This window comes from Streptomyces sp. XY431 (assembly GCF_001279805.1).
Lineage (GTDB): Bacteria > Actinomycetota > Actinomycetes > Streptomycetales > Streptomycetaceae > Kitasatospora > Kitasatospora purpeofusca.
The window spans coordinates 1-18,263 of record NZ_LGDO01000039.1; the positions used below are offsets into that span (position 1 = coordinate 1).

Consider the following 18,263-nt stretch of genomic DNA (forward strand, 5'->3'; position numbering starts at 1 on the left):
CCCGGAGACCCCGCCGAACCCACACCGACCCCCCGGAACGCCGCAGGGCGGGCGCCCCCGAAGGAACGCCCGCCCCACCGAAAAGATCAGCCTCAGCCGGTGACGATGTTGACCAGCTTCGGCGCCCGCGCGATCACCTTGCGCACCTCGGCCCCGCCGATCGCCGCGACGACCGCCGGGTCGGCCAGCGCCAGCGCCTCCAGCTCGGCGTCCGAGATCGACGGCGCGACCTCCAGCCGGGCCTTGACCTTGCCCTTGATCTGGACGACGCAGGTCACCGACTCGTCGACGACGTACGCCGGGTCGGCCACCGGGTAGTCGGTGTGCGCCAGCGAGTCGCCGTGACCCAGCCGGCGCCACAGCTCCTCGGCGATGTGCGGGGCCAGCGGCGCGACCATCAGCACCACCTGCTCGGCCACCGAACGCGGCGTGGAGCCGCGCTTGACCAGGTAGTTGTTCAGCTCGATCGCCTTGGCCACCGCGGTGTTGAAGCGCAGCCCGGCCATGTCGGCGCGGACGCCGTCGACGGCCTTGTGCAGGGCGCGCAGCGTCGCCCCGTCCGGCTCCTCGTCCGTCACGACCAGCTCGCCGCTCGTCTCGGAGACGATGTTGCGCCACAGCCGCTGCAGGAAGCGGTAGGAGCCGACGACGGCGCGGGTGTCCCACGGGCGGGAGACGTCCAGCGGGCCCATCGACATCTCGTACAGGCGCAGCGTGTCGGCGCCGTACTCGTCGGCGATCTCGTCGGGGGCGACGGCGTTCTTCAGGGACTTGCCCATCTTGCCGGCCTCGCGCTTGACCGGCTCGCCCTGCCAGAAGTACTGGCCGTCGCGCTCCTCGATCTCGGCGGCGGGCACCGGGAAGCCGCGCTCGTCGCGGTAGACGTCGGCGGTGATCATGCCCTGGTTGAACAGCTTGTGGAACGGCTCGACCGAGGAGACGTGCCCCAGGTCGTGCAGCACCTTGTGCCAGAAGCGGGCGTACAGCAGGTGCAGGACCGCGTGCTCGGCACCGCCGACGTACAGGTCGGCGCCGCCGCCGGGCTTCTGCTCGGTGGGGCCCAGCCAGTACTGCTCGTTGGCGGGGTCGACGACCTGCTCGCGGTTGGACGGGTCGATGTAGCGCAGCTCGTACCAGCAGGAGCCGGCCCAGTTGGGCATGGTGTTGGTCTCGCGGCGGTACGTCTTCACGCCGTCGCCCAGGTCCAGTTCGACGTTGACCCAGTCCTCGTTGCGGGACAGCGGGGTCTTCGGCGTGGAGGTGGAGTCGAACGGGTCGTAGGTGTGCGGCGAGTAGTCGTCGACCTGCGGGACCTCGACGGGCAGCATCGACTCGGGCAGCGCGTGCATGACGCCGTCCTCGTCGTAGACGATCGGGAAGGGCTCGCCCCAGTACCGCTGGCGGCTGAACAGCCAGTCGCGCAGGCGGTAGTTGACGGTGCCCTCGCCGATGCCGCGGGCGGTCAGCCAGGCGGTGACGGCGGCCTTGGCCTCGACGACGCCCAGGCCGTTCAGCGAGATGCCGTCCTCGGTGCCCTCGGTGTGGGCCGAGTTGACGATGACGGAGTCGTAGGTGTCGAAGGCGTCGTCCCAGCCGGCCGGGTCCTCGTCGCGCCCGTCGGTGGGCTCGACGACGCAGCGCATCGGCAGTTCGAAGGCGCGCGCGAAGGCGAAGTCGCGGTGGTCGTGGGCGGGGACGGCCATGATGGCGCCGGTGCCGTAGCCCATCAGCACGTAGTCGGCGATGAAGACCGGGACGGGCTCGCCGCTGACGGGGTTGACGGCGTGGGCGCCGGTGAAGACACCGGTCTTGACCTTGGCCTCGACCTGGCGCTCGACGTCCGACTTGGCGGCCGCGGCGGCACGGTAGGCGGTGACGGCCTCGGCGGGGGTGGCGGCGCCACCGGTCCAGGCCTCGGGGGTGCCCTCGGGCCAGGCGGCGGGCACGATCGTGTCGACCAGGTCGTGCTCGGGCGCCAGCACCATGTAGGTGGCGCCGAACAGGGTGTCGGGGCGGGTGGTGAAGACGGTGATCTTCCGCTCGCCGACAGCGAAGTCGACCCGGGCGCCCTCGGAGCGGCCGATCCAGTTGCGCTGCTGCAGCTTGATCGCCTCGGGCCAGTCCAGCAGGTCCAGGTCGGAGATCAGCCGGTCCGAGTAGGCCGTGATCCGCATCATCCACTGGCGCAGGTTGGACTTGAAGACGGGGAAGTTGCCGCGCTCGGAGCGACCGTCGGCGGTGACCTCCTCGTTGGACAGCACGGTGCCCAGGCCGGGGCACCAGTTGACCGGCACCTCCTTGGCGTAGGCCAGCCGGTACTCGCCCAGCACCTCCTCGCGCTCGGCACCGCTCAGTGCGGCCCAGTCGCGGCCGCCGGGGACCTCACGGGTGCCGTCCGCGAACGCGGCGACCAGCTCGGCGATCGGGCGGGCCCGGTGGGCCTGCTCGTCGTACCAGGAGTTGAAGATCTGCAGGAAGATCCACTGCGTCCAGCGGTAGTACTCCGGGTCGATCGTGGCGATCGAACGGCGCGGGTCGTGGCCCAGGCCAAGCCGGCGCAGCTGGTGGCGCATGTTGGCGATGTTCGCCTCGGTGGACACCCGCGGGTGGGTGCCGGTCTGCACGGCGTACTGCTCGGCGGGCAGGCCGAACGAGTCGTAGCCCAGGGTGTGCAGCACGTTGAAGCCGTTCATCCGCTGGTAGCGGGCGAACACGTCGGTGGCGATGTAGCCCAGCGGGTGGCCGACGTGCAGGCCCGCACCCGACGGGTACGGGAACATGTCCATGATGAAGCTGTGCGGCTTCGCGGCGACGTCGGCGGCGGCGGGATCGGCCAGGTCGCCGGCCGGGTTGGGGGCGTGGAACGTGCCCTCCTTCTCCCAGATGTCCTGCCAGCGGGACTCGATCTCCGCCGCCAGGGCAGCGCTGTACCGGAACGGCGCGGTCGCGGTGTCGGCCGCGCCGGACGCAGGGGTCGTCTCGCTCATGGTCCTTAAAGCTCCATCGATGTCAGTTGGCGAACCGGCGTTGCGGGCCGGCGACGGGGCGGGGTGTCCGGACCGGGGCCCGGACGGTGCCGGGCGGGGAGCCGGGCGGAAAACAAAAAAGCCCCTCGCAGGAGGGGGTGCCACGCCGACTCCGGCTCCGCCCTGGGGCGTGGCCGGTCCTGGTCAGCGCGGCCGACTAAGAAGCAGGCGCGCGGTTCGCATGGGCTCAGGGTACCGCAAGGGGTCGGGCGCCTCCGGGGGAGACCACGGGCGCGCCCGTCAGGCGCCGGTCCCCGCCGACACCTCCACCGCAGCCTCCGCCGACACCGACACCGACACCGACACCAACGACTCCGACTCCGCCGACTCCGACTCCGCCGACTCCGCCGACTCCGCCGAGCGGAACGCCGCGTCGATCCCGCGCAACGCCCGCGCCACCCGCTCCGACTGCATCCCGGCGGCGAGCGCCCGCGCCCGGTCCGCCGTCCGCACCGCCTCGGTGGCGGCACCGGCCAGCCGCTGCGACTCGGCCAGCCGCACCATCAGCAGCGCCCGCGCCCTGGCCCGCCCCGGTCCGAGTGCGGCCACCGCCTCCGTCAACAGCTCCTGGGCCCGCCGGTGCTCGCCGAGGAACAGGTGCCCCTCCCCCACCATCCCGGCAAGGTCCGCCCACGCCTCCCCACCGGCTTCCCCTCCCGCCTCCCCGTCCAGCTCCGCGAACGCCCGCCCCGCCGCCTCCGCCAGCCCGGCGGCGTCCCCGCGCCGCCCGTGCGCGCGGGCGATCCGGCCGAGCTGCAGTGCCCGGTCGGCCGGGCCGAGCGCGTCGCCGGCCGCCGCCACCGCCTCGGCCAGCACCGTGACCGCGTCCAGCCCCCGCCCGCCCGCGCTCCCGGTGGCCAGCACGACGAGGCCGCCGAGCACGGCCACCCCGGCCCGCCGCTCACCGCTGAGGTGGGCGGCGCGCAGTGCTGCCGCGAACGCCCGTTGGGCGGTGGCGTCGTGGCCGAGGTCGTACGCGGCCCAGGCCGCCAGGCCGGCGAGGCGGCCGGCCGCGCCGTACAGCGCCCGGCCGAGCGGTTCGTCGTAGGCGCCGAGTTCCAACAGCTTGGTGACCATGGCCAGTTCGGCACGGGCAGGACCGAGGACGAGTCCGCCGCCGCAGGACCGTTCCAGCCGCTGCTTGCTGCGGTGGGCGGCGGCGAGCTCGCCGACCAGCGCGGGGTCGACGCACAGCGCGCCGTCGCCGCCGAGGGCCGGGGGCGGGGTGGTGAGCCGACGGGCGGCCTCGGCGAGGTCGGCGCCGCGGAAGAGGTCGGTGAGGCGGACGGGTCCGGCGTCGGCAGCCGTCTCGCGCAGCGCGGTCTGGGCGGTGTCGGCCGTCCACGGGTCGGTCAGCAGCCGCGGGGAGAGGATCTTGGCGCCGCGGTGGCCGCCCATCCGGCCCCAGAGCTGCTCGTAGGTGACGGCGATGCCGAGGGTGCGGCTGAACACCTCGCAGACGGCCTGGTCGTGGGGGCTGCGCGGGACCATGCCCCGGTCGCGCCACTTGTAGGGGGCGGTGGAGCTGATCGCGAGCCGGGCCGGGACGGTGAGGTTGACCTCGCGGGCGAGCCGCTCCGGGCTCCAGCCGAGCTGGTGGAGTATCCGGGCGAGTTCCTCGTTGCGTCTGCGCTCCAGATCGGCCATGACTCCGACGGTAGCGGTCCGCCGGGGGCCGTCGTCGGGAGGTCGCCGAAACGGGCTGCGCACCGGTCGCGCACCAGCTGCGGGCGTCGAACAGCCGCCGAGGCCCCAGCAGTGCCCCGGGAACGCCGAAGGCCGCCCCCCGTTTCCGGGAGACGGCCTTCGATTCCTGTGGAGCTACGGGGAATTGAACCCCGGACCTCTTGCATGCCATGCAAGCGCTCTACCAACTGAGCTACAGCCCCTCGACCTGCGATGTCACCGGGGGTTTCGTTCCGTTTCCCTCGGCGACATCACTTACTTTACACGGTCCGGGGGGTGCTCCACGAATCCGTTCCCGCAGGGCCCGCGCGGACGCCCGCGCGATCGCGGCCCGAGCCCCGCGCGGACACCCGCCCTACCCCTCCTCCCCCGCCTCCCGACGCCCCTCCCGCCGCCCCTCCCTCTTCTCCTCCCGCTTCTCCTCCCGCCCCGCCCGGGCGGCGAAGCCGGCGGCGAGCGCGACGACCCCGCCGATGGCGACCGTGGTCACCAGCAGCGCGTGCCCCGACCCCCGGGCGGACGCCGGCAGGTCCACCGCACCGAGGAACACCGAGCCGAGCAGCGCGATCCCGATCACCTGGCCGAGCTGGACGGCGGTGACCACCAGCCCGCTGGCGTCCGCCGCGTCGGCGGGGGCCACCCGGGCGAGCGCCCGGCCGAACAGCGGCGCGTAGGCGCAGCCCGCGAGCAGCCCGAGGACGGCGGTCAGCACCAGCGGCCCCGCGCCGACCCCGGACCCGTCGCCCAGCAGCCGGCCGAGCACCAGGTAGCCGACGGCTAGCAGGCCGGTGCCGAGGGTCGGCAGGACGCCGTGCAGGCGCCGGGGCAGCCGCTGCCAGTACAGGCTGGCGGCGCCGAAGCCGACCGCGATCGGCGCGGAGCAGAGCCCGGCCCGCAGGGCGCTCCGGCCGAGCCCGGCCTGCTGGTGCAGGGCGAAGGAGAACATGAAGCCCGCGAAGGCCAGCATGATCATGAACACCGCGCCGACGGCCGGCAGCAGACCGGCCGCGCCGAGGACGCGTCCGTTGATGAGCGGCTGCCCGCCGCGCCGCGCGATCCGCCGCTCGACGACCGCGAACAGGGCGAACATCAGCGCACTCGCGCCGAGCAGCACCCAGCCCCAGAGCGGCCAGCCGAGCTCGTGGCCGAGCACGAGCGGGACCACCAGCAGGCCGAGGGCGGCGCCGAGCACCAGCAGGCCGGGCAGGTCGAAGCCGCGCTCCCGGTCGCCGGGCAGGTCGGGCAGCAGCCGGGCCCCGGCGGCGAGCAGCACCAGGCCGATCGGCAGGTTCACCAGGAAGACCGGGCGCCAGCCGGCGCCGAACAGGTCCGCGCTGACCAGCACGCCGCCGAGCACCTGGCCGGCCGCGATGCCGCCGGCGAGCACGGCCGAGTAGAGGCCGAGGGCCCGGATCCGGGCCCGGCCGGTGAAGGTCCGCTGGATGATGCTCATCACCTGGGGCACCATCAGGGCCGCCCCGGCGCCCTGGAGCAGCCGGAAGCCGATCAGCCAGCCGGTGGCGGGGGCGAGCCCGCAGGCCAGCGAGGCGGCGGTGAAGGCGGCCAGGCCGGACTGGAAGAGCCGGCTGTAGCCGTACCGGGCGCCGAGCCGGGCGCCGGTGATGAGCAGCACGGCGTAGGCGATGGTGTAGCCGGCCACCACGAACTGGAGGGCCGCGCCGGAGGCGTGCAGGTCGGTGCGGACGGTCGGCACGGCGACGTTGACGATGGCGGTGTCGAGCACGGCCATGAACTGGCCGCCGAGGACGAGCGCGAGCAGCGGTCCGGGCCTGGCGGCACGGGCCGCGCCGGTCGATGGGGCGGTCCCGGCACCGGCCGCGCCGGTCGGCGGGGCGGTCCGGACCGGGCCGCGTCGGGTCTGGAGATCGGTCATGGATCGAGCCTCGCCGGATCCTGGTACCAGTGGTTAGAGCCTGCGGATCCTGGTACTGGCAGCACCTGTTGCGCCCCACCGGGCTGCGGCACGATGGCGGGTATGACCGTCGTGGACACCCCTGGCACCGTCGAGCCCACCCCCACCGTCCCCGCCGTCCCCACCCCGCGCGACCGGCGCCGCACCGAGCTGGCCGAGTACCTGCGCGCCTGCCGCGCCCGGGTCTCCCCCGAGGACGTCGGCCTGCCGCCCGGCCTGCGCCGCCGCACCCCCGGGCTGCGCCGCGAGGAGGTCGCCCAGCTCGCCGGCGTCGGGGTGACCTGGTACACGTGGTTGGAGCAGGGGCGTCCGATCAACGCCAGCGCGCAGGTGCTGACGGCGGTGGCCCGGGTGCTGCTGCTGGACGCGACCGGGCGCGAGCACCTGTTCCGGCTGGCCGGGGTGGCGGTCCGCCCGTCGGCGCACCCGGACCCGCCGGTGCTGGACCCGTCGACCCAGGTAATCCTGGACGCGCTGGCGCCACTGCCGGCCGCCGTCTCCAACAGCCGGTTCGACGTGCTGGCCTGGAACTCCGCCTACGAGGCGCTGTTCGCCACAAGCCGGCCCCGTACGGGCGACAGCTGGTTCAACAGCCTCTGGTGCACGGTCACCAGCCCGGAGTGCTGCAATCCCTTCCTGAACCGGGCCGAGCAACTGCCGCAGATGGTCGCGGTGCTGCGCGGCGCGTACGGCAAGCACGTCGGGGAGCCGCTCTGGGAGGAGTACGTGCGGTCGCTGCTGCGGGCGAGCACCGAGTTCCGGGAGCTGTGGGCCAGGCAGGAGGTGTCGACGCGGCGGACGGCGCTGAAGGTGTTCCGGCATCCGCAGGTGGGGGTGATGCGGCTGAACGCGACGTACCTGACGATTCCGGGGGTGCCGGAGGCGTACGTGGCGGTCTACACGCCGGAGGGGCCCGAGGACCGTGGCCGGGTCGAGAGGCTGTCGACGCTGCCTCGGGGCGGCTGGACCGCCCCGTGCGGCCACCGGTTCACCGGGCCCGTCGGCTGAACCTCGCCCGTCGGCCGAGCCGCGCCCGCCGGCCCGACCCACCCCAACCCGGACCGGACCGGACCGGACCGGCCGAGCCACGCCCGCCCGCCCGCCCGCCCGCCCCGGGAACGACCGAAGGCCGCCACCCGAGGGTGACGGCCTTCCGTTCGTCTGTGGAGCTACGGGGAATTGAACCCCGGACCTCTTGCATGCCATGCAAGCGCTCTACCAACTGAGCTACAGCCCCGCGACACACACAGCCCCTCGAGCAGAAACGATCTTCCGAGGGCACTCCGGGTGCGGAGTGGAGCTACGGGGAATTGAACCCCGGACCTCTTGCATGCCATGCAAGCGCTCTACCAACTGAGCTACAGCCCCTCGTCGTCCGGATCTCCCGCTTCCCTTCCGGGCCGCGTTCCCTCCGTGCGAACGAGGAAAACTCTAACCGGTCGGACCCGGAACTGCGAAATCCGCCCTTCCCGGCCCCGCTCCACACGCGCTCCGCACCCTCACCGCGCACACCGCCGCGGACATCGCCCGGACACCGTCCCGACCGTGCCCGGGCACCCCCCGGACACCGTCCGGACGGTGTCCGGACCGCTCAGGTGTCGTCGCCGATGACCGGCTGCGGCAGGGTGCCGGCGTTGTGCTCCAGCAGCCGCCAGCCCCGCGCGCCGAGGCCCAGCACGGACCAGCAGCAGTTCGACAGCCCGCCGAAGCACTCCCACAGCTCCGGCTCGAGGCCGAGCATCCGCCCCAGCACGGTGCGGATGGTGCCGCCGTGGCTGACCACCACCAGGGTGCCGTTCTCGGGCAGCTTGCCGACCGCGTCGAGCACCACCGGCACCGCGCGGTCCGCGACCTCGGTCGCGAGCTCGCCGCCGCCGCGCCGGACGGGTTCGCCCTGCGTCCAGGCGGCGAACTCCTCCGGGAAGCGCTCGCGGATCTCCGCGTTGGTCAGCCCCTGCCAGGAACCGGCATAGGTCTCGCGCAGGCCCTCGTGGTGCTGCACGTCCAGGCCGGTCACCCTGGCCAGCTCGTCGGCGGTACGGCGGGCCCGTGAGAGGTCGGAGGAGACCAGCAGGTCCGGACGCAGGCCGGAGAGCATCCGGGCGGCCCGCTGCGCCTGCAGCACGCCCTCCCCGGTCAGCTCGATGTCCGTGGTGCCCTGGAAGCGCGATTCGAGGTTCCAGGAGGTCTGGCCGTGTCGCCAGAAGACGATGCGCGGACCTCGCGCCTCCCGGCTCAGCTGTAGTCCTCGGCGCCGAAATCGTCCGCCGGGGCCTGCTCGGCCGGGGCCAGGGCGTTGCCGGCCGCGTCGGTGTGGGCGTCGGGGCGGTTGCGGGAGGCGACGGCGTCCTCCGGCAGCGGCAGCTCGGGGCAGTCCTTCCAGAGGCGGTCCAGCGAGTAGAAGGAGCGCTCCTCGGAGTGCTGGACGTGCACGACGATGTCGAGGTAGTCGAGCAGGACCCAGCGGCCCTCGCGCTCGCCCTCGCGGCGCACCGGCTTGATGTCCAGCTTCTCGCGCAGCTGGTCCTCGATCTCCTCGGCGATGGAACGGACCTGGCGGTCGTTGCTCGCGGAGGCGATCAGGAAGGCGTCGGTGATCGACAGCACCTCGCTGACGTCGAACGCGACGATGTTGTGGGCCAGCTTGTCGGCCGCCGCCTGGGCGGCGACGTTGATGAGTTCCTGGCTGTGCTCAGTGGCGGTCACGATGTACTTCCGGCTCGGCTGCTTGGGGTCGCCCGGCGCACTGGGCGCGGGGATCGCCTTCCAGGATCTCACGCCGCCCCGGCGGCCCCGGAACCGTTTTCCGGGACCGCCGGGCCGTGGGCCGGACGGGGCGGCCGCCGCGCGGGCGCGGGGCGCCCCGTCCGGCGGCCGGGACTACGGGGCCTTCGGCGGCGCGTAGTCCTTGCCGAGCACCACGACCAGGTCGGCGTTCTGGGCGTCGGCGACCTTCTTCACCGCCGTCTCCGGCAGGTTGAGGCTGGTCGCCAGGGACTTCGCGGCGGCCTGCCGGGCGTCGTCGGTGTAGCGGATCTCACTGGCGGCCTGCGGCGCGGACTTGGCCCCGCCGGGGACGAAGGTGAGGCCCGCGTTGACCACCTGGACCTGGGCGGCGGCCGCCGCCTGGTCGTTACCGGAGGCGTCCTGGACGGAGACCCGGGGAGGCGCGTCGGCGCCGGTCGCGGCCTTCACGGTGCCGCCGAGCACGTCCTTGACCTGCTTGCCGGCGGTGGCCTCGTCCAGCGAACCGTCCGGCTTGACGGTCAGCGTGGCGGTGCCGAACTGCCCGGCCTTCGACTGCTGGGCGAGCTGGGCGAGCACTCCGGCGAGCGCGTCCTCGGGCAGGGAGGGGTCGAGCACCGCGTTCATCCGGTGCACGTCGTCCTTGGCGTCCTTGAACTCGACCGGCATCGTGCGCACCACCGCGTCCATCACCTGGCCGAAGCGGGCGAGCTGGGCGTCCCGGCTCTCGCCGGCGTTCTGCAGGGTGGCGTAGCCGACCGCGGCCTTCCCGCCGAGCAGGGTGTTCTTGCCGGCGGCGGCGAGCACCTTGCCGTCGGGCCGGCCGCCCTCGTGGACCTCGGCGTCGGTGTCCACCCGGACGCCGCCGAGCTGGGTGACCAGCAGTTCCAGGTAGGGGGTGTCGAGGCGCCAGGTGCCGGCGACGGGGGCGCCGAGCACGGTGGTCAGGCCGTCCCGGGTGCCGGAGGCGCCGAGGGAGTCCATGGCCTGGCCGACGGTGGTGACCGGCGGGTCGCCGGGGCCGGGCAGCCGCAGGGTGTCCGGCAGGAGCAGTACGGTGCCCTTCTTGCCGGCGGTGTCGTTGACCAGCAGCGCGCTGGAGACCTTGCCCTGGAGGTCGCGCAGGTGGACCACGTTGACCTGGCGCGGCCCGGCGGCGGCGGTGGCGGAGTCGCCCTTGTCGCGGGTGAACCAGAGGTAGCCGCCGGCGCCGGCACCGGCGACCGCGGCCACGGCGACGAGGCCGATCAGCCGGTTGCGGAGCCTGCGGCGGCGCTCGGCGCGCACCTCGCTGCGGGACTCGGCGAACTTGAGCCAGTCGATGACGTCCTCGGACTCCGCCTCCTCCTCGTCGACGAAGGTGAACTCGCCGGTGGCGTAGTTGTCCTCGGGGCCGCCGGCGGTCCTGGACCGGGCCGCGCGGGAGCCGCCGACCTGCTCGGACGGCGGCTCGGGACGGGCGGGGGCGGCCGGCTCGGCGGCGGCGGGGCGCGGTACCCGGGCCCGCGGGGTCACCGGGGCCGCCGGCGTGGTCCCGGCCGGCTCCGGCTCGACGACGGCCGGCATCGGAGCGGTCGCGTACGCCTGCGCCGGGGACTGCGCCGGGGCCTGGCCCTGGGACGGGGACTGCGGCTGCTCGTACGGCTGGTAGCCCTGCTCCTGGTACTGGTCCTGGTAGCCGTAGCCGCCCTGCTGCTGGTACCCCTGGGCCGGCTGCTGACCGTACTGGCCGGGCTGCTCCCGCGGCTGCTCGTACCCCTGCTCGTAGCCCTGTTCGTAGCCCTGCTGGTAACCCTGCTGCTGGTACTGGTCCTGGTAGCCGTACTGGCCCTGCCCGTAGGGCGCGGACGGCACCGGCTGCCCGTACTGGTCGTACTGCTGGTGCTGCCCGTGCTGCTCGTACTGGCCCGACGGCTCGTACTGCCCCGACGACTCGTACTGGCCGGACTCGTAGATCCCGGGCTGCTGCTCGTACTGGTCGTACTGCTGCTGCTCGTAGCCGCCCTGCTGCTGGTAGGGCGGGTACTGCCCGGTCGACCAGTCGTCCGGCTGCCCGGGCTGCTGCCCCTGCGGTCCCCTGCGCTCGCTCATCCGTCGGCCCCTCCGGGATCAGGTCCGGTGCGGCGCGTAGAGCGCCCGCTTGTCGATGTAGCGGACCACGCCGTCCGGGACGAGGTACCAGACCGGCTCGCCCTTGGCGACCCGGTCCCGGCAGTCCGTGGAGGAGATGGCCAGCGCCGGGACCTCCACCAGGGAGACCCCGCCCACCGGAAGCCCGGCATCGGTCAGAACGTGCCCCGGCCGTGTGCAGCCGATGAAGTGGGCGAGCGAGAAGAGTTCCTCGGAGTCGCGCCAGGAAAGGATCTGGGCGAGCGCGTCGGCGCCGGTGATGAAGAAGAGGTCCGCTTCCGGGTGCAGCGCCCGCAGGTCGCGCAGGGTGTCGACGGTGTAGGTCGGTCCCTCGCGGTCGATGTCGATCCGGCTGACCGAGAACTGCGGGTTCTCCGCGGTGGCGATGACCGTCATCAGGTAGCGGTCCTCGGCCGGGGTGACCTCGCGGTCGCTCTTCTGCCAGGGCTGCCCGGTCGGGACGAAGATCACCTCGTCCAGGTGGAACGCGCTGGCGACCTCACTGGCCGCGACCAGGTGCCCGTGGTGGATCGGGTCGAAGGTGCCGCCCATGACGCCGAGACGACGCTTCACCGGCGCCGGTACACCGGGACTCCCGGTCTGCTCTCCCATGGCGCCACACCTTACGCGACGCCCGTTACGGTGCGGGAACGGCCGGGTGCCGGGCGTCCCGGGGGCGGTTCCGCACCCCGGGCCACCGTCGGCCGGGTCAGCGGTCCCGGTTGAAGCGGGTGGTCACGAAGAGCAGCAGCAGAAGGACGAAGAACGCGGCGCCACCCGTCAGGTACGGGCTGAGGCTGTCGTGGTTGCCCCCCTCGCTCTCGTTGGCGAGAAGGTTCAGGACAGGGAGTGCGGCGGCAGTGCTCATGGTCGGCGGGACCTTCTCGGCTCGGATGACGGACAGGGGTGTCGTGCGGGCCGGTGAGGGCCCACCCGTCATCGTACGGGGGGTTACAAGGCAACCGCTCGGCGGCCCACCACGTCTGAACCGCCGTGAGCCCTCGGTCGGGGACGCCCCGCCGGGGGCCGGTCAGTTGTTGCGGCCGGCCCGCAGCAGGATCCAGGCGAGCAGGCCGACGCCGACGAAGGAGGCGATCAGGATGATCCGCAGGAAGATCCCGGGGCCGCCCTCCCCGGAGATCGGGGCGGCCAGGCTGACAAGGGCGGCGGTGGACATCGGCGGGCTCCTCGGACTGCTCGGTGCCGCGGCCGGAGGTGGCCCGGCTTTCCCCGGGCATTCAGGGTAAACCGCCCTCACACCGGGGCCGCCCACCGCCCCCGCGGACACCGTCCGCGCCGCACCGACGGGCTCCCGGCCCGGCCCCGCTCCGGCCCCGAACGGGCTCGGACCCGGCCCCGAACGGGCTCCGAACGGGCCCCGAACGGGCTCCGAACGGGCTCCGAACGGGCTCCCGGCGACACGTAGGGTGGCCGCGGGGACGAGTACGCAACCACGGACGTTGCACAGACAGTCGTTACAGGCGAAGGACCAGCGGGGGCCGGCCGGGTGCCGGGGCCGCCGTCGACAGGAGGTACTCACACCATGACCGACCCGATCGCGAAGACCCCGAGCCGGCGCCGTCAGCGCTTCCCGGAGATCTCCACCCGGGCCTGGGAACACCCGGCCGACCGTTCCGCGCTCGTCGCGCTGCGCAAGCTCACCGGCTTCGACGACGTGCTGAAGAAGCTCGCCGGCCTGGTCTCCGAGCGCTCGATCCGGCTGATGTTCCTGGCCACCGCCGTGAAGACCTCCGAGCGGCAGTTCCCCGAGCTGCACGGCATGGTGCGCGACGCCGCCTACGTGCTCGACCTCGACAAGGTGCCGGACCTCTACGTCAGCCAGGACCCGACGGTCAACGCGTTCTGCATCGGCATCGACACGCCGGTGATCGTGGTCACCAGCGGCCTGGTCGAGCTGCTGGACGAGGAGGAGCTCCGCTCGGTGATCGGCCACGAGGTCGGTCACGCGATGTCCGGCCACGCGGTCTACCGGACGATGCTGATGATCCTCACCAACATCGCCGCCCGGATCGCCTGGGTGCCGCTCGGCAATCTGGCGATCATGGCGATCGTCACCGCGCTCAAGGAGTGGTTCCGCAAGGCCGAGCTCTCCAGCGACCGGGCCGGCCTGCTCGCCGGACAGGACCTCCAGGCCTCGATGCGGGCGCTGATGAAGCTGGCCGGCGGCCACAACCTGGCCGAGATGAACGTGGACGCCTTCCTGGAGCAGGCCGAGGAGTACGAGAAGGCCGGCGACCTGCGCGACGGCGTGCTCAAGCTGCTGCAGGTGCTGCCGCAGAGCCACCCGTTCGCGGTGGTCCGGGTCGCCCAGCTGAAGAAGTGGGCCGAGAGCGAGGACTACCGCTCCATCCTGGCCGGCGCCTACCCGCGCCGCACCGACGACCCGAACACCTCGGTCGGCGACCAGTGGCGGGCGGCGGCCGACCACTACACGACCTCGGTGAAGGAGAGCAAGGACCCGCTGATGGGCCTGATCCGCGATGTCGCGGGCGGCGCGGTGACGGTCGGCGGCAAGCTCCGCGACACCTTCACCGGAGCCCGCGCCGGCGGCAACGGCTCCAGCAGCGGCAACGGCAACGGCAACGGCACCGACGGAAGCGGCAGCGGCGACGGCGGCAAGGACGGCGCGTCCGGGACGAACTGAGCCCGGTCCCGCCCCCGCGGCGAGCCTCCGGCGGCCCCCGGTCACCCCGACCGGGGGCCGCCGGGGGTTCCGGCCACGCCCACCGGCCGAACCACCGGCCACGCCCACCGGCCGCCTTCTCCAGCCGGGAGGACCCCCGCCGAGGGGCTCAGCCGCCCGCCAGCACCCCGCACACCTGCCAGGCCGGCCGGGCATGGTTGCCCGGATCCACCGCCGACGGCCCACTCGGCGGCGCGGCGGGATCCGCCCCGGCCAGCACCGGCTGCACCACCCCGGCCAGCGAGCCGTCGCACGGCGCCGGCCCGGCCTGCAGCACCGAGTCGACCAGCCGCAGCTGCGCCGCCGCCAGGTCGATCCGGTCGAACTCGAAGGTCAGCTGCCGCCGCACGGTCTCCAGGGTGACCGGCGCCCCGGCGGGCGCCCCGGCGGCCTTCAGCGCGTAGACGAAGGTGTGGTCGGTGGTGATCCGCAGGGTGCCGCTGTCCGCCTCGTCGATCCGCATCGCCCCGGCCACCTTCACGGTGTCGGCGGCCAGCGCGACCTGCGCCGGGTCGAAACGGACCAGCCAGCCGGTCAGCGCGTGGTGCCGGTCGTCGACCGGCTGGAGCACGCTCGCGTCGAACTGGGCCTGCTCACCGGGCGTGACGAAGGCCCGCACCTCCGCGGTCGCCCCCTGCACCAGCACGGCGGGCGACAGCGAGGAGGCCACCAGATAGCGCTGCACGGTGTCGAGGGCCTTGGTCACCTCGACCCGGGAGAAGTGGCCGCTGGCCGCGCCGGCGGGTGTCCCCAGGCCGACCGCGCCGTCGCTGTAGCCCGGCGGCAGGGCCGTGAACGGGTTGGCCGGGTCGACCACCGGACGGACCGACGAGGCCGGGCTCAGCGCCACCAGGCTCACGGTCAGCTGGCTGCCCTGGGGCCGGGCGGTGGGCCGGGTCGGCGAGGTGACACCGAAGTACACGGCGGCGCCGAACGCCAGCAGGATCACCAGCAGCAGGGCCAGCGCCTGCCGGGGCACGGTGCCCAGCGGGCCGAGCCGGACCTTGGGCCGGGTGGCGCGGGCGAAGGAGCCGGAGAGCCGCTCGCGCGCGGACAGCTCCTGGATCCGGGCAGCCCGGACGAACGATTCGTCGAACACGACGGACCGGTACTCGTCCTCGTTTCCGGAACCACCGTCGGGCGCACCCTCCGGAGGCTCGCGCGGGTCACCCATGACACCAGGGTAAGGCGCATCCCGGCTCCGCCACGAGGGTCCTGCGGCAGATCACCGGAAGCTCTCCGTGACCGGTGGCAGCCGCCCCGGGGCGCGCCGGACCGGCCTGCCCGCCGGGCAGTGGCTCAGCCAGCCGGGCCGGTGACCACCAGCGACGGCTCGGCCGGCGGCGGCACCGGGTCGACCCCGGCGCTGCTGCTGCCGGACTCGGGCCGCCGGGGAGTACCGCCGGCCCCGCCCACGCCCTGGTAGATCGCCGCGACGGCCACCGCGACCAGGCTCACGCCCATGATCACGGCGAGCACCCAGGCCACCGGCCGGTGCCAGCGCTGCTGGGCGACGTACCGGCCGCGGCCGGCGCCGATCGGGTCGAATCCGCCCGGGCGCCAGCGCCGCGAACGCCGTCCGCCGGTCCGGCCCGGGCCGGACCACGGATCGGGATAGAGGTGGTCGTCGTCGAGCCGGCTCGGGTACGGGCGCAGCTCCAGTGGCAGTCCGTCCGCGGCCGGGGGTTCGAAGCCCCAGCCCGGTCCGGCCGCGTCCGGCTCGAGACGGGCCTCGGCGGCGGCGAGCTGCCGCTCCTTGGCCGTCGGCTCGTGCACGGCGGCGGACCGGACGAACGCCTCGTCGAAGACCACGGTGGCGAACTCGTCGTCCGCACCACCGTGGTCGGCACCGTCGGGGTACGGCAAGCCCCCCACATCGTCAGCCACGGATTCAGCGTATTACCGGGCGGGCGATTTGTCTGGGGCTCGGGCCAGTTGGTCCGGCGCCCGTGTGACGGCGGGGTCGGCGGGCCCCGGACGGGGCGGGTTCAGCCGGCGTCGGCGGCGCCGCCCACGGTCTGCGTCGCCTCGCCCCGGACATGGCCGTCACCAGTGACGATGTACTTGGTGCTGGTCAGCTCGGGCAGGCCCATCGGGCCCCGGGCGTGCAGCTTCTGGGTGGAGATGCCGATCTCGGCGCCGAAGCCGAACTCACTGCCGTCGGTGAACCGGGTCGAGGCGTTGACGGCGACCGTGGTCGAGTCGACGAGCTTGGTGAAGCGGCGGGCGGCGGTCTGCGAGGTGGTGACGATGGCCTCGGTGTGGCCGGAGGTCCAGCGGCGGATGTGCACGACGGCGGCGTCCAGCGAGGGGACGACGGCGGCCGCGATGTCGTACGACAGGTACTCGGTCTCCCAGTCCTCGTCGGTGGCGGGCAGCACGGTGGCGCCGGTGCCCGCCGCGGCCTTGAGCACCGCCTCGTCGCCGTGCACGGTGACCCCGGCCCCGGCGAGCGCGGCGAGCGCGAGCGGCAGGAAGGCGTCGGCGATGTCCTGGTGGACGAGCAGGGTCTCGGCCGAGTTGCAGACGCTGACCCGCTGGGCCTTGGAGTTGAGCAGGATGCCGACGGCCATCGCGAGGTCGGCCTCCGCGTCCACGTAGACGTGGCAGTTGCCGGTGCCGGTCTCGATGACGGGGACGGTGGAGCCCTCGACGACGGTGCGGATCAGCGAGGCGCCGCCGCGCGGGATGAGCACGTCGACCAGGCCGCGGGCGCGCATCAGCTCCTGCACGGAGTCCCGGCTCTCGCCGGGGACGAGCTGGATCGCGTCGGCCGGCAGCCCGGCCCCGGCGACGGCGTCGCGCAGCACGGCGACCAGGGCGGTGTTGGAGCGGTAGGCGGAGGCCGAGCCGCGCAGCAGCACGGCGTTGCCGGACTTCAGGCAGAGCGCGGCGGCGTCGGCGGTGACGTTGGGTCGGGCCTCGTAGATGATGCCGACCACACCGAGCGGCACCCGGACCTGACGGACGTCCAGGCCGTTGGGCAGGGTGTAGCCGCGGACGACCTCGCCGACCGGGTCGGGCAGGCCGGCCACGTCGCGGACGTCGGAGGCGATGGCGGCGATCCGCTCCTCGGTGAGGGCGAGCCGGTCGACCACCGACTCGGGGGTGCCGGCCGCGCGGGCCCGGTCGACGTCCTCGGCGTTGGCGGCGGTGATCTCGGCGGCGCGGGCGACCAGGGCGTCGGCGATCGCCCGCAGCGCGGCGTCCTTCGCGGCGCGCGGCAGCGGGGCGAGCGCGGCGGCGGCCTCCCTGGCTCGGCGCGCTACGGCGAGGACGGGGCTGTCGGCGGAGGCGGGGGCGCTGGCGCTGCTCATGCGCCCAGGGTAGTGGAGGCCGTGGCCGCTCCCCCGCCCCATTTCGCCCGGTGAGACGCCGTTCCCGGCCCCTGCTGCTCGCCCGGCCCCGGCCGCGTCCCGGCCACCCGGCCCCGGCCCCGCCCCGGCCCTCCCGGTCCTCAGTAGGGGTGGACGCCGCCCAGTTGCGGGGGCGGGCCGGCGAAGCCCTCGGCGACCCGCTTGTGGTACGTCGCCCGGTCGACCACCTCCAGGCCGACGATCTCCCACGGCGGCAGCTTGGCCGTCGCCTTGTGCTCGCCCCACAGCCGCAGCGCGATCGCCGCCGCGTCGTGCAGGTCCCGGGCCTGCTCCCAGTAGCGGATCTCGGCGTGGTCGGCCGCGTAGCGGGCGGTCAGGAAGAACGAGTGGTCGTGCGCCAGCCGCTCCAGCCCGGCCCGCAGCTCGGACAGCGGGGTGACCGGCCCGGCCACGCTGAGCACCACGTGCCAGAGCCGGGCCGGGTCGGGCGCGGCGGGCGGTTCGGGCGCGGTGCGCCGCTCCGTCGGGAGCCGGCGCACCGTGCCGGGACCCTCCGGCGGACCGGCCGGTCCGGCCGGGCCCTCGTCCCCGCCGCCGTCGATGCTGGTCAGCCGTCGGCCCGCGGTTCCTCCGGTCAGCGCTGCCTCGCGCCTGCGTTCCACCGGCGGCCTCCTGTTCGGCGATGTCGTGTCGTCGTGCCCGCCGGCCCCGGCCGACGCGGG

Annotated in this window: 15 protein-coding genes and 3 tRNA genes; 2 read left to right on the plus strand and 16 right to left on the minus strand. The window is 74.1% G+C overall.

Annotated features, from left to right (window positions below):
• Positions 1–92: 92 nt before the first annotated feature.
• The 4 genes from leuS to ADK60_RS06560 form a co-directional block, all read right to left on the minus strand.
• On the minus strand, positions 93–2,987 hold the full coding sequence (gene leuS, locus ADK60_RS06545) for a leucine--tRNA ligase (protein ID WP_053643995.1): 2,895 nt from the start codon (positions 2,985–2,987) through the stop codon (positions 93–95).
• A 279-nt stretch (positions 2,988–3,266) separates the two neighbouring features.
• Positions 3,267–4,673 (minus strand): NsdA family TPR-like regulatory protein, encoded by a 1,407-nt coding sequence (locus tag ADK60_RS06550; RefSeq protein WP_053643997.1) that lies wholly within the window; start codon positions 4,671–4,673, stop codon positions 3,267–3,269.
• A gap of 169 nt (positions 4,674–4,842) precedes the next feature.
• A tRNA-Ala gene (locus ADK60_RS06555) sits at positions 4,843–4,915 on the minus strand.
• 152 nt (positions 4,916–5,067) lie between these two features.
• Positions 5,068–6,606, minus strand: coding sequence for an MFS transporter (locus ADK60_RS06560; protein ID WP_063783066.1), 1,539 nt, complete (start codon positions 6,604–6,606; stop codon positions 5,068–5,070).
• Between the two features lie 102 nt (positions 6,607–6,708).
• Between ADK60_RS06560 and ADK60_RS06565 the strand changes: the two genes are divergently transcribed.
• Positions 6,709–7,653, plus strand: a complete 945-nt coding sequence (locus tag ADK60_RS06565) for a helix-turn-helix transcriptional regulator (protein ID WP_053643999.1) — start codon at positions 6,709–6,711, stop codon at positions 7,651–7,653.
• A gap of 156 nt (positions 7,654–7,809) precedes the next feature.
• On the opposite strand, the gene ADK60_RS06570 is transcribed toward ADK60_RS06565, so the two are convergent.
• From ADK60_RS06570 to ADK60_RS45610, 8 genes are all read right to left on the minus strand, one after another.
• Positions 7,810–7,882 (minus strand) — tRNA-Ala (locus ADK60_RS06570).
• A 58-nt stretch (positions 7,883–7,940) separates the two neighbouring features.
• Positions 7,941–8,013: transfer RNA gene (locus ADK60_RS06575), tRNA-Ala, on the minus strand.
• Between the two features lie 223 nt (positions 8,014–8,236).
• On the minus strand, positions 8,237–8,884 hold the full coding sequence (locus ADK60_RS06580; RefSeq protein ID WP_053644002.1) for a histidine phosphatase family protein: 648 nt from the start codon (positions 8,882–8,884) through the stop codon (positions 8,237–8,239).
• Complete coding sequence (rsfS, locus tag ADK60_RS06585) at positions 8,881–9,351, minus strand: ribosome silencing factor (RefSeq protein WP_045944075.1); 471 nt, start codon at positions 9,349–9,351, stop codon at positions 8,881–8,883. The genes ADK60_RS06580 and rsfS overlap by 4 nt, the downstream gene beginning before the upstream one ends.
• A gap of 174 nt (positions 9,352–9,525) precedes the next feature.
• Complete coding sequence (locus tag ADK60_RS06590; RefSeq protein WP_053644004.1) at positions 9,526–11,481, minus strand: LCP family protein; 1,956 nt, start codon at positions 11,479–11,481, stop codon at positions 9,526–9,528.
• A gap of 18 nt (positions 11,482–11,499) precedes the next feature.
• Positions 11,500–12,132: a nicotinate-nucleotide adenylyltransferase gene (gene nadD, locus ADK60_RS06595; RefSeq protein ID WP_045944077.1), complete on the minus strand. Its 633-nt coding sequence runs from the start codon at positions 12,130–12,132 to the stop codon at positions 11,500–11,502.
• Positions 12,133–12,229: 97 nt separating this feature from the next.
• Positions 12,230–12,388 carry a hypothetical protein gene (locus ADK60_RS45605; RefSeq protein ID WP_199839611.1) on the minus strand — a complete coding sequence of 53 codons (159 nt, stop codon included), beginning with the start codon at positions 12,386–12,388 and terminating at the stop codon, positions 12,230–12,232.
• Between the two features lie 162 nt (positions 12,389–12,550).
• Positions 12,551–12,697 carry a hypothetical protein gene (locus ADK60_RS45610; RefSeq protein ID WP_199839612.1) on the minus strand — a complete coding sequence of 49 codons (147 nt, stop codon included), beginning with the start codon at positions 12,695–12,697 and terminating at the stop codon, positions 12,551–12,553.
• A 366-nt stretch (positions 12,698–13,063) separates the two neighbouring features.
• On the opposite strand from ADK60_RS45610, the gene ADK60_RS06600 reads away from it, so the two are divergent.
• Positions 13,064–14,185, plus strand: coding sequence for a M48 family metallopeptidase (locus tag ADK60_RS06600; RefSeq protein ID WP_053644006.1), 1,122 nt, complete (start codon positions 13,064–13,066; stop codon positions 14,183–14,185).
• 148 nt (positions 14,186–14,333) lie between these two features.
• On the opposite strand, the gene ADK60_RS06605 is transcribed toward ADK60_RS06600, so the two are convergent.
• The 4 genes from ADK60_RS06605 to ADK60_RS06620 form a co-directional block, all read right to left on the minus strand.
• The gene (locus tag ADK60_RS06605; protein ID WP_053644008.1) at positions 14,334–15,398 is read right to left on the minus strand and encodes an SCO2583 family membrane protein; all 1,065 of its coding nucleotides are present in this window, start codon (positions 15,396–15,398) and stop codon (positions 14,334–14,336) included.
• 125 nt (positions 15,399–15,523) lie between these two features.
• Entirely contained in the window at positions 15,524–16,111 is a 588-nt protein-coding gene (locus tag ADK60_RS06610) for an SCO2584 family spore wall biosynthesis protein (RefSeq protein WP_045944082.1), read from the minus strand.
• A gap of 101 nt (positions 16,112–16,212) precedes the next feature.
• On the minus strand, positions 16,213–17,541 hold the full coding sequence (locus ADK60_RS06615; protein WP_053644010.1) for a glutamate-5-semialdehyde dehydrogenase: 1,329 nt from the start codon (positions 17,539–17,541) through the stop codon (positions 16,213–16,215).
• A 140-nt stretch (positions 17,542–17,681) separates the two neighbouring features.
• Positions 17,682–18,203 (minus strand): DUF8830 family protein, encoded by a 522-nt coding sequence (locus ADK60_RS06620; RefSeq protein WP_045944084.1) that lies wholly within the window; start codon positions 18,201–18,203, stop codon positions 17,682–17,684.
• Positions 18,204–18,263 lie beyond the last annotated feature (60 nt).